Annotated in this window: 12 protein-coding genes; 7 read left to right on the top strand and 5 right to left on the bottom strand. The window is 71.4% G+C overall.

From position 1 onward, the window contains the following. The first annotated feature begins 137 nt into the window (after positions 1 to 137). Entirely contained in the window at positions 138 to 983 is an 846-nt protein-coding gene (locus Pen02_RS10490) for an alpha/beta hydrolase (RefSeq protein ID WP_203865752.1), read from the top strand. A gap of 58 nt (positions 984 to 1041) precedes the next feature. Here Pen02_RS10490 and Pen02_RS10495 read toward each other — a convergent pair whose 3' ends face one another. Beyond that, positions 1042 to 1641, bottom strand: a complete 600-nt coding sequence (locus Pen02_RS10495) for a TetR/AcrR family transcriptional regulator (RefSeq protein WP_203865753.1) — start codon at positions 1639 to 1641, stop codon at positions 1042 to 1044. Between the two features lie 109 nt (positions 1642 to 1750). Between Pen02_RS10495 and Pen02_RS10500 the strand changes: the two genes are divergently transcribed. Beyond that, the gene (locus tag Pen02_RS10500; protein WP_203865754.1) at positions 1751 to 2719 is read left to right on the top strand and encodes an NADP-dependent oxidoreductase; all 969 of its coding nucleotides are present in this window, start codon (positions 1751 to 1753) and stop codon (positions 2717 to 2719) included. Between the two features lie 95 nt (positions 2720 to 2814). On the opposite strand, the gene Pen02_RS10505 is transcribed toward Pen02_RS10500, so the two are convergent. Beyond that, positions 2815 to 3930 carry a LacI family DNA-binding transcriptional regulator gene (locus Pen02_RS10505; RefSeq protein WP_203865755.1) on the bottom strand — a complete coding sequence of 372 codons (1116 nt, stop codon included), beginning with the start codon at positions 3928 to 3930 and terminating at the stop codon, positions 2815 to 2817. Between the two features lie 340 nt (positions 3931 to 4270). Between Pen02_RS10505 and Pen02_RS10510 the strand changes: the two genes are divergently transcribed. The 4 genes from Pen02_RS10510 to Pen02_RS10525 all read left to right on the top strand — a co-directional run bounded on the left by Pen02_RS10510 (position 4271) and on the right by Pen02_RS10525 (position 9724). Beyond that, on the top strand, positions 4271 to 5185 hold the full coding sequence (locus Pen02_RS10510; protein WP_203865756.1) for a carbohydrate ABC transporter permease: 915 nt from the start codon (positions 4271 to 4273) through the stop codon (positions 5183 to 5185). Positions 5186 to 5205: 20 nt separating this feature from the next. Further along, a complete protein-coding gene (locus Pen02_RS10515) occupies positions 5206 to 6081 on the top strand; it encodes a carbohydrate ABC transporter permease (protein ID WP_239140418.1) in 876 nt (291 codons plus the stop codon). Between the two features lie 155 nt (positions 6082 to 6236). Continuing rightward, on the top strand, positions 6237 to 7529 hold the full coding sequence (locus Pen02_RS10520) for an ABC transporter substrate-binding protein (RefSeq protein WP_203865757.1): 1293 nt from the start codon (positions 6237 to 6239) through the stop codon (positions 7527 to 7529). Then, positions 7526 to 9724 carry a hypothetical protein gene (locus tag Pen02_RS10525; RefSeq protein WP_203865758.1) on the top strand — a complete coding sequence of 733 codons (2199 nt, stop codon included), beginning with the start codon at positions 7526 to 7528 and terminating at the stop codon, positions 9722 to 9724. Before Pen02_RS10520 ends, Pen02_RS10525 begins: the two co-directional genes overlap by 4 nt. A 122-nt stretch (positions 9725 to 9846) precedes the next feature. Here the strand turns inward: Pen02_RS10525 and Pen02_RS10530 are convergent, their stop codons facing one another. The 3 genes from Pen02_RS10530 to Pen02_RS10540 are packed head-to-tail and all read right to left on the bottom strand — an operon-like array spanning position 9847 to position 12873. Continuing rightward, complete coding sequence (locus Pen02_RS10530) at positions 9847 to 10728, bottom strand: ABC transporter ATP-binding protein (protein WP_203865759.1); 882 nt, start codon at positions 10726 to 10728, stop codon at positions 9847 to 9849. 1 nt (position 10729) lies between these two features. Further along, on the bottom strand, positions 10730 to 11797 hold the full coding sequence (locus Pen02_RS10535) for a FecCD family ABC transporter permease (protein ID WP_203865760.1): 1068 nt from the start codon (positions 11795 to 11797) through the stop codon (positions 10730 to 10732). Between the two features lie 5 nt (positions 11798 to 11802). Continuing rightward, positions 11803 to 12873 (bottom strand): FecCD family ABC transporter permease, encoded by a 1071-nt coding sequence (locus tag Pen02_RS10540; protein ID WP_239140425.1) that lies wholly within the window; start codon positions 12871 to 12873, stop codon positions 11803 to 11805. Positions 12874 to 13195: 322 nt separating this feature from the next. Between Pen02_RS10540 and Pen02_RS10545 the strand changes: the two genes are divergently transcribed. Beyond that, complete coding sequence (locus Pen02_RS10545; RefSeq protein WP_203865761.1) at positions 13196 to 14221, top strand: iron-siderophore ABC transporter substrate-binding protein; 1026 nt, start codon at positions 13196 to 13198, stop codon at positions 14219 to 14221. The last annotated feature ends 24 nt before the right edge of the window (positions 14222 to 14245 follow it).

Raw genomic sequence — 14245 nt, forward strand, 5'->3', positions numbered from 1 at the left:
ACGGAACTTCTGTGGACGAGGAGAACAGGGCGAGCAAGCTTGCCTGTTCAAGAGTCACCCTGCGCGGTCCGTCCGCATTTTGTGAACTTGATCGCCTGCGGCGCGGGGCAGGGTGGCCACGGTGGCATGATGCCCGGATGACCGCTCCGACCTTCGTTCTCGTCCACGGCGCCGCCAGCAACTCGTTCACCTGGGCACCGATGCAGCGGGAGTTGGCCCTACGGGGACACCGTTCGCTTGCCGTCGACCTGCCCGGGCACGGGTTCGGCGCGACGTTTCCGGTGGCGTACCAGGCGCCGCAGGATCTGGCCGGCCTGGCGACCGCGCCGAGCGCGATGGCCGGGGTCAGGCACGCCGACAACGTGGCTCATGCCCTGGACGTGGTGAAGCGGGTACGCGAGCACGGGCCGGTGATCCTGGTCGGTCACAGCCGGGGTGGGCTCACCCTGACCGGGGTCGGCAACGCCGCGCCGGAACTGGTGGACCGGTTGGTCTACATCTCGGCGTGGTGCTGTGTAGATGACACTCCGGCGGGATATCAGACCTCGGCGGAGAACGCTTCGAGCGCGTTGTCCGGCGTCGGTGGTCTGGTCGCCGCGAATCCGGCGGAACTCGGCGCGTTGCGTTTCAACTGGCGTACCGGCGACCGCGAACTCCTCGCCCGGCTCCGCGAGGCGATGCTGGCCGACGGCAGCGACGACGAGTTCCATGGCTATCTGAACACCCTGGAGCCCGACGAGAGTCTGGACGCCGGCGAGGAGCGGGTCGACGCCGAGACCTGGGGCCGCATTCCGCGCACGTACGTGCGGCTGACCGCCGACCGGTCGATTCCGGTCGCGCTCCAGGACCGGTTCATCGCCGAGGCTGACGCGCTGACCCCCGACAACCCGTTCGACGTGCGGTCGCTCGACGTCAGCCACGCCGGCGTACTGGTCCGCCCGGGCGAGGCGGCGGCCCTGCTCTCGTCACTGGTCCAGGAATGATCGTGCTTACCACTGGATGCGAAGCACCCTGACCCACGTGATCGGCGGGCCGACCCGGTCACGCGCTCGTCGGCGGCGGATGGGGCAGCGGGTGGGCGCCCTCCGGGCGTAGTCCGTCGAAGATGATGGCTAGGTATCGCCGCCACAGGTCGGGCGGGGCGTCGGGTACGTAACTCGCGACGTAGTTCGGTGCACACATCAGCAGGATGATGTCCGTCCCGGTGATGTCGGCCCGTACGGCGTCCTGTTCCCGGGCGCGGTCGACCAGCCGGTGCACGGTCCGGTACATCTCCTCGCGGACCCGGGCGACCTCCGCGTTCACCCCGCCGGCCTCGTGCAGGAACGACAGGTCGCGTTGCTGCCGTTGGTGCGCGGCGACGGTGAGGAACTCCAGCAGCGCCGTGCCGGCGTCGGCCGCTTCGAGCAGCCGCTGCCCGGCCGTGTTGAGTTCGTCGATCCGGTCGAGGACGATCGCGGCGATCAGGTCGTCCTTGGTGGCGAAGTGCCGGAACACGGTGCCCTTGCCGACCCCGGCCCGTCGGGCGATGTCGGCGACCGAGGCGTCCAGACCCCGCTCGGCGAACTCGTCCGCTGCCGCCGCCAACAGTGACCGTCGGTTGCGGGCGGCGTCGGCACGCAGCGGGCGGGTCGTGGTCACGGCACCCACCCTAACAAGTTGACCGCCCGGTCCGCTTATTGCTAGCTTGGCCGCGAGAACATGACCGCCCGGTCCGTTTATCCGGCGGGTTCACTCGTGGAGGACACGCATGAAGGCAGTTGTCGCGACCGGCTACGGACCACCCGAGGACTACACGGTGGCCGAATTGCCGGCTCCCCGGCCGGGGCCGGGGCAGATCCAGGTCCGGATCGCCGCCGCCTCGATCAACCCGGCGGACGTCCGACTGCCCAGCGGCGACTTCCGGGACGCCGTACCGCTGGAGTTCCCGCACGTACCCGGAAACGACTTCGCCGGCACGGTCAGCGAGATCGGTGCCGGGGTGACCGACTACCAGGTCGGCGACAATATCTTCGGCATGGCGGTACCCCGGGCGCTGCGGGCGATGGCCGGTGCCGGCCGACCGTCCCTGAGCACCGGCTCGCTCGCCGAGTACGCGGTCTTCGAGGCCGACACCCCGTTCCTGGCGCACCGCCCCGCCGACCTCGACGTCGACGCGGCGGCCGCGCTGCCCACCGTCGGCCTGACCGCACGGGCCCTGCTGGCCACCGCCCAGGTGCAGCCCGGCGAAACCGTCCTGGTCGTCGGCGCCACCGGCGGGGTCGGTACCGCCGTTCTCCCGCTGCTCGCCCGAGCGGGCGCGCGGGTGGTCGCCACCGCGACCGACGCCGACGCCGACCTGCTGCGCACGCTCGGCGCCGACGAGATCATCGGGTACGCCGAGTCCACCTACCCCGCCGACGTCGATGTCGCGGTCAACCTGACCCTGCCCAGCGACCAGCTCAGCGGAGTCGCCGGCACCGTACGCCCCGGCGGGCGCCTGCTCACCATCACCTACCCGGTGCCCCGTCAGGAGTGGCTCGGCCGCGACGACGTCGCCCTGCACTTCGTGCTGGACATGGAAGGCACCTTCGGCGGCATGCGCGAGGTCGGCGAGCTCGCGGCCCGGGGCGGGCTGACGGCCACCATCGGCCGCCGCTACATCCTGGACGAGGGCCCGCGAGCCTGCGTCGACTTCGTCCGCCGGCACACCACCGGCAAGCTCGTCGTCACGATGTGACAGCGCCGTCCGGCCGGATCAGCCATCCCTGGCCGGATGCCCACGCAGCGTCTCGGCCAGCGACTCCCGGCGTACGCTGATCCAGCTCGCTCCGGTCATCGTTCGCCCACCGCCTCGGCTCGACCGGCCGGTACCGGACCGGTGCTGTCCCGGACCAGCAGCCGGGGTTGGAAGTGCACGTCGTGCCCGGCCGGCCCGCCGCCGAGCAGCGCCCACAACCGGTCCCAGGCCTGCCGGCCGAGTTCGTTGCGCGGGATCGAGGCGGTGGTCAGCGGCGGGGTGGTGTAGCGGGCGAACGGGATGTCGTCGAAGCCGGCCACCGACAGGTCCCTCGGCACTCCGATGCCCAGCTCGTGCAGTCCGCTCAGCGCACCGAACGCCACCATGTCATTGAACGCGACCACCGCAGTGGCGCCGCTGCGCAGGATCGCCTTCGCTGCCGCGTGCCCGTCGTCGAAGGTGGCGCCGCAGGCCAGTTCGGTGAGTACGCAGACCGGCTCGGCGGCGCAGTTGGCGCGCAGCGCGGCCTGGCGCTCCCGGTTCGAGGTGCTGGCCGCCGGCCCGGCGAGGTAGACGATCCGGCGGTGGCCGAGCGACCGCAGGTGCGCCACGATCGCGGCGATCCCGGCCGCGTAGTCGACCGAGAGCGACGGGACGCTGCTGCCCGGCAGGTCCCGGTTGAGCAGTACTAGCGGGGCGAGCCGGTCGCTGATGGCGCGCAGTTCGGCCTCCGGTACCCGGGGCGAGGCGAGGACGAGCCCGTCTGAGCGGCGCCGGGCCTCCACCGCCAGGATCGCCTCCTCGGCGACGTTCTCGTTGGACTCGGCGACCAGCAGCCGGTACCCCTGACCGGCGGCGGCGTGGCTGAGCCCGCGCAACACGTCCTGGAACATCGGGTTGGACAGGTCCGGCACGATCAGCGACACCGTGCTGGTACGCCCCAGCGCGAGGCTGCGCGCGACCAGGCTCGGTTCGTAGTTCAGCGCCTCGGCGGCGGCGCGTACCCGGGCGGCGAGTTCGGCGGCAACGGTCGGGCTGCCGTTCATCACCCGGGAGACGGTCGCCCGGGAGACTCCGGCGGCCTCGGCGACCCGGCCGATGGTGGCGGCGGGTTGCTCCGGCCGGCCGGATCTGCGACGACGGCCGGAACGCGGTCCGCCGGTCGGCTCGTCGGCCGGCTGGGCGGCGCGACGGTCTCCGGTCAGGCTCATCTCGAATCTCCCAAGTGTGGCCGCCGCACCGACCGTCCAGCGTGGACAGCGCGGTGTGGTCGTCCGTCGACGCCCTGGTGGCCACCTCGTGGGCACCGAAGATACCGGTTACCCGATCTTGGAAGCAACCGGTTTCCTCGATCTTCGTCGCCGACCTGCGCCAGCACGTTTCCACAGCTAGTTAGCCGGCGTTCGATGCGTTGACAGTTGATGTTGGCTTTGTTAGAAACTGGTTACTCAGCCCGGATGTGGGCCCAGCGGGCATGGCGGGCATTGACGGGCGTGACGGGCACGCAGCGAGGCTCCACCCGCGACGTATCTCCCCCCGAAGGGTGCTCCGATGAGCGATCGCACGGGCAGCCGTACCATCCGGTCCGGGTTGCGCCGCCGGGAAAGCCGGGTGGCGTACGGCTTCCTGGCGCCGTGGATCGTCGGGATGGTCGTCTTCACCATCGGACCGATCCTGGCCTCGCTCTACCTCTCCTTCACCGACTACACCCTGCTGAGCCCACCCGAGTGGCGAGGGCTGGAGAACTACCAGCGGATGCTGGCGGACTCCCGGCTGCACAAGTCGCTGCTGGTCACCTTCCAGTACGTCTTCGTCTCCGTACCGGTGCAGCTCGCCCTGGCCCTCGGCCTGGCCATGCTGCTCAACCGGGGTGTACGCGGGCTGCCCATCTACCGCTCGGTCTACTACCTGCCGTCGCTGCTGGCCGGCAGCGTCTCCATCGCGATCCTCTGGCGGCAGATCTTCGGCAGCGAGGGGCTGGTCAACCAGTTGCTGGCCAAGGTCGGCGTCGAGGGCGTGAGTTGGGTGTCGCACCCGGACTTCGCGCTCGGCACGCTGGTCGTGCTGAACGCCTGGACGTTCGGCGCCCCGATGGTCATCTTCCTCGCCGGCCTGCGCCAGATCCCGAGCATGTACTACGAGGCGGCCTCGGTCGACGGCGCCGGAGCGGTGTCCCAGTTCTTCCGGATCACCATCCCGCTGCTCACCCCGATCATCTTCTTCAACCTGATCCTCCAGATGATCGGCGCCTTCCAGAGCTTCACCCAGGCGTTCGTGGTCAGCGGCGGCTCGGGTGGTCCGGCCGACTCCACCCTGCTCTACACGCTCTACCTCTACGAGCGCGGCTTCGGCTCGTTCGAGATGGGCTACGCGTCCGCGCTGGCCTGGACGCTGCTGGTCATCATCGCCGTGCTGACCGGCGTCAACTTCCTCTTCGCCAAGCGATGGGTGTTCTACGGTGACTGACCTGCGACCGGTGTTCCGCCGTGACTGACCTGACGACCAGCGCCCCGGCGCGCCCGGCGACCCGGGCCGACCCGCCGGCCCGGCGGATCACCAAACACACCCTGCTGATCGTCTTCGGCGTGGTGATGATCTATCCGCTGCTCTGGATGGTCTCCAGTTCGGTGAAGCCGACCGAGGTCATCTTCCGGGACCCGTCGATCTGGCCCAGCCAGTTCGACCTGGGCAACTACACCGCCGGCTGGACCGCGCTGGAGCACCCGTTCCAGCACTACCTGTGGAACTCGGCGGTGATCGCGATCGCGTCGATCGTCGGCAACCTGCTCTCCTGCTCGCTGGCGGCGTACGCCTTCGCGCGGCTGGAGTTCCGGGGTCGGCGGATCCTGTTCGCCGCGATGCTCGCCACGATGATGCTGCCGATCCACGTGCTGATCGTTCCGCAGTACGTGCTCTTCTCGCAGCTCGACTGGATCAACACCAGCCTGCCGCTGATCGTGCCGAAGTTCCTCGCCACGGACGCGTTCTTCATCTTCCTGATGGTCCAGTTCATCCGGTCCCTACCGCGCGAACTGGACGAGGCCGCCCGGATGGACGGCTGCGGACACGTACGCATCTACTGGCGGATCATCATGCCGCTGTCGGTGCCGGCGCTGGCCACCTCGGCGCTGTTCACCTTCATCTGGACCTGGAACGACTTCTTCAGCCAGCTCATCTTCCTGACCAACCCCGACCTCTACACCGTTCCGGTCGCGCTGCGGTCCTTCATGGACGGTCAGGGCGAGACCGCCTGGGGCCAGCTCTTCGCCATGTCCATCGTCGGACTCGCACCGATCTTCGGGTTCTTCCTCGCCGGGCAGCGCTATCTGACGCAGGGGCTGGCGACGACCGGCCTCAAGTGAACCGTTCCAACCCGCTCCACCCCCGTTCCAACCCGCTCCACCCCCGTTCCAACCCGCTCCGACCCGCCGACGCCGACGTCGACCCGCCCCCGACGCCTCCGCCGGCAACCGAAGCACCTGTCGCGCCACACCCACCGTTCCGCGAAGGAGTTCCGATGAGAGTCAGATCCATCCGGACCCGCCTGACCACCGTCGCCGTCTCCGCCACCCTGCTGCTCTCGGTCGCCGCCTGCGGCGACTCCGGCGGTGACGGCGGGCCCGTAGAGTTGCGTTTCTCCTGGTGGGGGAATAACGACCGGGCCCAGGCCACCCAGAAGGTCATCGACGCCTTCCAGGCGCAGCACCCCGACATCAAGGTCAGCGGCTCGTCGGCCGACTTCAACGCGTACTTCGACAAGCTCGCCACCGAGGTCGCGGCCGGCGACGCGCCGGACGTCATCACCCTCGGCGGCGCCTACCCCCGGGAGTACGGCGACCGGGGCGCGCTGCTCGACCTGGCCCGGGTCAGGAACGAACTGAAGACCGACAAAATCGACGCCGCCGCGCTCGGCAACGGCAACTTCGAGAACAAGCAGTACGGCGTGCCGACCGGCGTGAACACCTTCGCGCTGGTGGTCAACCCGGCGGTGTTCGCCAAGGCCGGCGTGCCGCTGCCCGACGACAGCACGTGGACCTGGGACGACTTCGCCCGGATCGCCCGGGACATCTCCGCGAAGTCGCCGAAGGGCACCTACGGGGTGGCCGACCCGAGCAGCGCCGACATGTTCGACCTGTACTCCCGGCAGCGCGGCGAGGGCCTCTACACGCCCGACGGCAAGGTCGCGATCAGCCGGAACACCATCACCGAGTGGTGGACGATGACCGTCGGGCTGCGGAACTCCGGCGCCACCCCGCCGGCCTCGGTCACCACCGAACTGGAGGGCCAGCCGGCCCCGGAGCAGACGCTGATGGGCCGGGGCCTGGCCGGGATGCAGTTCGACTGGAGCAACCAGCTCGGCGCGCTGCGCAAGGCGTCCGGGCAGCCCCTCGAACTGCTGCGGGCACCGGGGGAGAGCGGTCAGAAGCCCGGGATGTGGTTGCAGGCGTCCCAGATCTACACCATCAACGCCCGGACGGAGCATCCCAAGGAGGCGGCGACGTTCGTCGACTTCCTGGTCAACAGCCCGGAGGCCGGCAAGATCATCCTGACCGACCGGGGCATCCCGGCGAACTCCGAGGTGCTGACGTCGGTGGTACCGGCGCTCAACCCGGACCAGTCCGCCCAGGCCACGTTCATCGAGAAGGTCACCCCGCAGGTCGGGCCGCCGCTGGTGATCGGGCCGACCGGCTCCACCGACACCCGGCTGATCCTGCAACGGCTCAACGCCGAGGTGCTGTTCGACCGGAAGTCCCCGGCCGACGCCGCCGACGAGTTCGTCAAGCAGGTCGAGGCGGCGATCGGCAAGTGACCTCCGACCGGAGCGGGGACGACGGCCGAACTCCGGCACCGCACGCGGCCCGGTCGGCACCGCACGCGGCCCGGGGCGGGCCGGGGATCGACCGGCGGGCCCTGGTCGACCGGCACGCGGTCGAGGTGACCGGCATCCTGCCGGAGTCCCCGCTCTCGGTCGGCAACGGCGAGTTCTGCCACACCGTCGACGTCACCGGGTTGCAGACCTTCCCGGAGCACTACCCGGTGCCCGATGCCGGCGGCACCGGCCCGGTCGGCACGCTGCTCGGCACCCAGGCGCAGTGGGCCTGGCACAGCGTGCCGGGCGGGCAACCGTTCGACCTGGCGCAGACCCGCCGGGCCTATCCGACGCCGCGCGGCCCGATCGAGTACGTCGACATGCGCGGCAACCTCTCCGGCACGTCCGAGGCGCCGGAGTCGCCGGCCGAGTCCTGGCTGCGCAACAATCCGCACCGGCTCGACCTGGGCCGGATCGGGCTGGTCTGGTCGGCCCGCTCCACCGGCTCCGGGATCACCCCCCGGTCACCCGAGCCCGCCGAGCTGACCGACCCGCACCAGCGACTCGACCTGTGGACCGGCACGATCAGCAGCCAATTCCGGCTCGGCGGTACCCCGGTCGCCGTCGACACCGTCTGCCATCCGGACCGCGACGTGCTCGCCGTACGCGTCGAGTCGGCGCTGCTCGCCGAGGGCCTGGCGATCCGGCTCGCCTTCCCGTACGGGTCGGAGGCGTGGAGCAACGCCGCCGACTGGTCCCGCCCGCAGGCACACTCGTCGACGCTCCGCCCCACGCCGGACGGGGCGCTGCTGCGGCGGGTACTCGACGACACGGCGTACACGGTCGGGATCGGACTTCCGGACGGCGCCCGGATCCTGCACGTCGGCCGGCACGAGTTCCTGGTCGGCGCCGGGCTGGGCGCCGTCGAGCTGGTCGTCGCGTTCGCGCCCGGTGCCGGCTCGGCGGCCGGCACCGCGCTGCCGACCTTCGCCGAGGTGGCCGCCGCGTCCGCCCGGCACTGGCCGGCGTTCTGGACCGACGGCGGCGCGGTCGAGCTGGCCGAGAGCCGGGACGACCGGGCGGACGAACTGGAACGGCGGGTGGTGCTCTCGCAGTACCTGACCGCGGTGCACTGCGCCGGCTCGCTGCCGCCGCAGGAGACCGGCCTGATCGGCAACAGTTGGCGTGGCCGGTTCCACCTGGAGATGCACTGGTGGCACGGCGCGCACTTCCCGCTCTGGGGCCGTCCCCACCTGCTGGAACGCAGCCTCGGCTGGTACGCCGGCATCCTGCCCCGGGCCCGGGAGACCGCGCGCCGGCAGGGCTGTGCCGGTGCCCGCTGGCCGAAGCAGGTCGGCCCGGACGGTCGGGAGAGTCCCAGCCCGATCGGCCCGTTCCTGCTCTGGCAGCAGCCGCACCCGATCTTCCTCGCCGAGCTGGTCCGCCGGACCACCGACCCGGACGCCGCACTGCGGCGCTACGCGGACGTCGTCCTCGAATCGGCCGCGTTCATGGCCGATTACCCCGTCCGGGGCGAACACGGCTACCAACTCGGCCCACCGCTGGTGCCGGCCCAGGAGTCGTACGCCGACCTCCGGGAGACCCTCACCAACCCGACCTTCGAGCTGGCGTACTGGTCGTGGGGGCTGCGGATCGCACAGGACTGGCGTACCCGGCTCGGCCTGGCCCCGGAGCCGTCCTGGGAGAAGGTCGCCACGAACCTGGTCCGGCCACACGTCCGGGACGGGGTGTACGCCGCCGTCGACGTACCGCCGTACACGCTGCGCGACGACCATCCGTCGATGCTGTACGCGCTCGGCCTCGTCCCGCCCACCGACCTGGTCGACCCGGAGGTCATGCGGGCCACCCTGCACCACGTGCTCGCCGACTGGGACTGGCCGTCGACCTGGGGTTGGGACTATCCGGCGATCGCGATGACCGCGACCCGGCTCGGCGAGCCGCAGACCGCCGTCGACGCGCTGCTGCGGCCGGTGCCGAAGAACGGCTACCTGCCGAACGGGCACAACCGGCAGACCGCCGCGCTGCCGGTCTACCTGCCCGGCAACGGCGGGCTGCTGGCCGCCGTCGCGCTGATGGCCCGGGGCGCGGACGCGGACCACGGCCGCCCGACACCGGGCTTTCCTGACGACGGAAGCTGGACCGTCCGACACGAGGGACTGCACCCGATGCCCTGACCGGATCGGCAGCCGCTCCGAGGTCGGCGTGCCGACGACCCGGCGTGCCGACGACCCGGCGTGCCGACGACCCGGCGTGCCGACGACCCGGCGTGCCGGCGGGTGGACGTGCCGGCGACCGGTCAGGCGCGGGCGGCCACCGGCAGCAGCGGTCGGGGGTGGTGCCGGCTGGTCGGGATCACCATCGGGGTACCGGTCAGCGGGTCGACGCTCACCTCGCACCGGACGTCGAAGACCTCGCCGACCAGCTCGGCGGTGATGACGTTCGCCGGTGCGCCCTGGGCGACGATCCGGCCACCCTTCATCGCGATCACGTGGTCGGCGTACCGGCACGCCTGGTTGAGGTCGTGCAGCACCATCACCACCGTCCGGCGGTCCCGCCGGTTCAGGTCCACCACCAGGTCGAGTACGTCGATCTGGTGCGACAGGTCGAGGAACGTGGTCGGCTCGTCCAGCAGCAGTACCGGGGTCTGCTGGGCCACCGCCATGGCGATCCAGGCCCGCTGTCGCTGACCGCCGGAGAGTTCGTCCACCGGGCGGTCGGCCAGCTCGGTGACCCCGGTCGCGGCGAGCGCCTCGGCCACCGCCCGCTCGTCCTCCGGCGACCACTGCCGCCACCACGTCTGGTGCGGCGACCGGCCCCGGCTGACCAGGTCGAGCACGGTCAGCCCTTCCGGCGCCACCGGAGCCTGCGGCAGGATGCCCACCTGCCGGGCCACCTGTCGGGTGGGCAGCGAGTGGATCGCCCGCCCGTCGAGCCGGACACTGCCGGCCGTCGGGTTGAGCAGCCGGGCCAGCGCCCGCAGCAGGGTGGACTTGCCGCAGGCGTTGGCGCCGACGATCACACTGATCCGGCCCGCCGGCACCACCAGGTCGAGCCCGTCCACGACGACCCGGTCGCCGTACGCCAGCCGCAGCCCGTCGGCCCGCAGCTCGGGATGGCCGGCGGTAGCCGGCGCCGGGGCGTCGGCCACGATGTCGGCGACGGTCAGATCCACTGTCATCTCAACCTCCAGAACCGGCACGGTTGGCTCGGACGAGTAGCCAGAGCAGGAACGCGGCGCCGAGCGCCCCGGTGACCACACCCACCGGGAGGTCGACGTCCGGGATGAGCCAGCGGGCCACCAGGTCGCTGGCCGAGACCATCAGCGCCCCGGTCAGCGCGGACGCCAGCATCGGCGGCGCGGAGAGCCCGACCAGCCGCTGGGCGACCTGCGGTGCCGCCAGGGCCACGAACAGCACCGGGCCGGTGGCGGCGGTGGCGAACGCGACAAGTGCCACACCGACCACCACCAGGCAGAGCCGGGCCAGTTGCACCGGAGTACCGAGCCCACGGGCCACCTCGTCGCCGAGGTGCAGGGTACGGGTCCAGCGCCCGAGCAGCATCCCGGCGGGCAGCAGCACCAGTACGGCGGCGGAGAGCGGTCCGACCGTCTCCCAGCCGCGCCCGTTGAGGTTGCCGACCAACCAGCCGAGCGCCGCCTGTGCCTCGGTCAACTGGGCCCGGGTCAGCAGGTAGTCGGTGGCGCTGGCGCACATCCAGGAGACCGCGATGCCGACCAGCACGATCCGGTACCCGGTGGCACCGCCCCGCCAGGCCAGCAGGTAGATCAGTGCGGCGGTGGCCAACCCGCCGGCCAGGCCCAGCGCCGGCAGGCTCAGTCCGGCGCCGCTGGCGAGCACGATGCCGGCGACCACGGCGGTGGTGGCCCCGGCGTTGATGCCGATCATGTCGGGACTGGCCAGCGGGTTGCGGGTGACGGTCTGGAAGATCGCCCCGGAGACCGCGAACGCGGCACCGGCGAGTACGGCGGTCAGCGCCCGGGGCAGTCGCAGTTCCCGGACGATGAAGACCTGGCCCGGGTCGCCGGAACCCCAGAGCGCGGGCACCACCCGCAGTGGACTGACCGGGTAGTCGCCGGTCGCGATTCCGACGCAGAAGACCACGAAGGTCAGCGCGGCGAGCCCGAGACAGCAGAGCAGCACCCGGCCGCGAAGTACGCCGGAGACCGGCGGCCGGCCGAGCCGGAACGCGGTACGTCCGCCGGAGCGGCGCAGTTCGAGCAGGGTCACCGGGCTCAGAGCTCCGCGAGCCGGCGGCGCCGGACCAGCATGATGAAGAACGGACCGCCGATGAACGCGGCGATGATGCCGACGCCGACCTCGCTCGGCCGGGCGACGACCCGACCGACGATGTCGGCCAGTAGCAGCAGGCTCGGCGCGAGCACCATGGTGAACGGCAGCAGCCAGCGGTGGTTGGGGCCGGTGATCAGCCGGGCCAGGTGCGGCACCACCAGGCCGACGAAGACGACCGGGCCGGCCACCGCGACCGCCGACCCGGCGAGCAGCGTCACCGCCAGGGTGCCCTGGAGGCGTACCAGTCCGACCCGGCGGCCCAGCGCGGTCGCCACGTCGTCGCCGAGGGCGAGACTGTTCAGCGCCGGTGCGGCGGCCAGCGCCAGTACGGTGCCGACGGCCAGGAACGGCAGAAGTTGGCCGATGGTGCCGAAGTCCGGGCCGGACAGCGAACCGGCCGCCCAGAACCGGTAGCGGTTCAACGCGTCCGGGTCGCGCAGCACGATGGCGCTGGTCAGCGAGTTGAGCAGGAAGGTGATCGCCACTCCGGCCAGCGCCACCTTGACCGGGGTGGAGCCGCCCCGGCCGAGCCCGCCGAGCAGGTAGACGACGACGCTGGCGAGCAGCGCGCCGACGAAGGCGAACCAGATGTAGCCGTAGAGGGTGGCGATGCCGAACCAGGCGATCGCGACGACGATGCCGAGTGCGGCACCGGCGCTCACCCCGAGCAGCCCCGGGTCGGCGAGCGGGTTGCGGGTCAGCCCCTGCATCAGGGCGCCGGAGAGTCCGAGCGCGATGCCGACCAGCAGGCCGAGCACGGTACGCGGCAGGCGTACGCCCCAGACGATGGCTTCGACCTGCGGGTCGGCGGCCCGGGCTGCGGCCCGGTCCAGCAGGGTCTGCACCACCTGGTCGAGCGGGATCTGCCGGCTGCCCACCGCGACGGAGAGCAGGGACAGGACGATCAGGACGGTCGTGGCGACCAGGAAGAGCCCGACCGGACGGGTGGGTCGGTGGCCCGTCGCCCGGGTTGGCCCGGTCGGGCTCACCGGTGCTGCCTGGTCTGTTGTCACGCGCTCCTCGTGTTTCCTTCGTCGCTGGGCGTCTCTTCTGCCGACGTACGTGCAGGGTTTTCGCTTCTTAGGGTAGGTATACCTTAGTTCAAGGCTTCGATGGTTGGGAGGTCTGTTCCGCGAAGCGGTTGAGGTTAGGTAAGGATTACCTTACTATTCCCGCATCGGAACCGGACGCCGGTTGCCGTGCCGACGCCCGGCGAAACCGTCGCCCGGCGTCACGCGACCGCATTCCGCCCCGGCGTGCCGCGCCGGGGCCTGCCGAGACCGATTCCCTCCGCCCGCCACCTGACGGGACGACCGAGAAGCCGAAGAGGAGCCGATGTCCACGACACCTGCCCGCCCGATCCGCGCCGGGCGACTCGCCCGACTCACGGCGGCCCTCGCCGTCCTCGCCCTCGGCCTCGCCGGCTGCGGTGGCGGCGACGACGGCGCCGACCCGGCACCGTCCGCGAGCAGCGGCGGCAGCTTTCCGGTGACGGTCGAGCACAAGTACGGCAGCACCGAGATCACCAAGGCGCCGACCCGGGTCGTCACGCTCGGCCTCAGCGACCAGGACCCGGTGCTCGCCCTCGGTGTCGTACCGGTCGGCGCGATCGACTGGTTCCTGGAGCGGCCGTACGGCAAGTGGCCGTGGGCGCAGCCGCTGTGGGGCAGCACCCCGCCGGAGATCGTCGGTGAGCGGGACGACTACAACCTCGAAAAGATCGCCGCACTGCGTCCGGATCTGATCATCGGGCTCTACTCCGGGATGACGCAGGAGCAGTACCAGAAGCTCTCCCAGCTCGCCCCGACCGTCGCCCAGCCGAAGGGCTACGCCGACTACGCCGCACCCTGGCAGGAGATGACCCGATCGGCCGGCCGCGCGCTGGGCAAGCCGGAGCAGGCCGACAAGCTGATCGCCGACGTCGACGCCCGGTTCGCCAAGGCCCGGCAGGAACACCCCGGCTTCGCCGGCAGGACCGTCGCGGTCGTCGACCCGTACGAGGCCGGCAAGTACGCGGTCTTCGCGCCGAGCGACCCGAAGGTGGTCTTCATGACCCAGCTCGGCTTCACGGTGCCGCAGACCATCGTGCAGGCGGCCGGCAAGGAGTACGCCGCCGAGATCGGCTCCGAGCGGCTCGACCTGGTCGACGTCGACAAGCTGCTCTTCCTCACCTCCGACGCCAGCGCCGAGCCCCGGGTGAAGGCGGACAAGGTCTACGCCACCCTCGAGGTGGCCAAGCAGAACCGGGCGGTCTTCCTGCCGTACGAGAACCCGCCGCTGGGCGGTGCGCTCTCGTTCAGCACCGTGCTGAGCGTCCCGTACGCGCTGGACCAGATCCTGCCGCTGCTCGGCGACGGCTGACCCGCCGGCAGCGCCCCGGCACCC

The sequence above is a fragment of the Plantactinospora endophytica genome (assembly GCF_016862915.1).
Taxonomy (GTDB): domain Bacteria; phylum Actinomycetota; class Actinomycetes; order Mycobacteriales; family Micromonosporaceae; genus Plantactinospora; species Plantactinospora endophytica.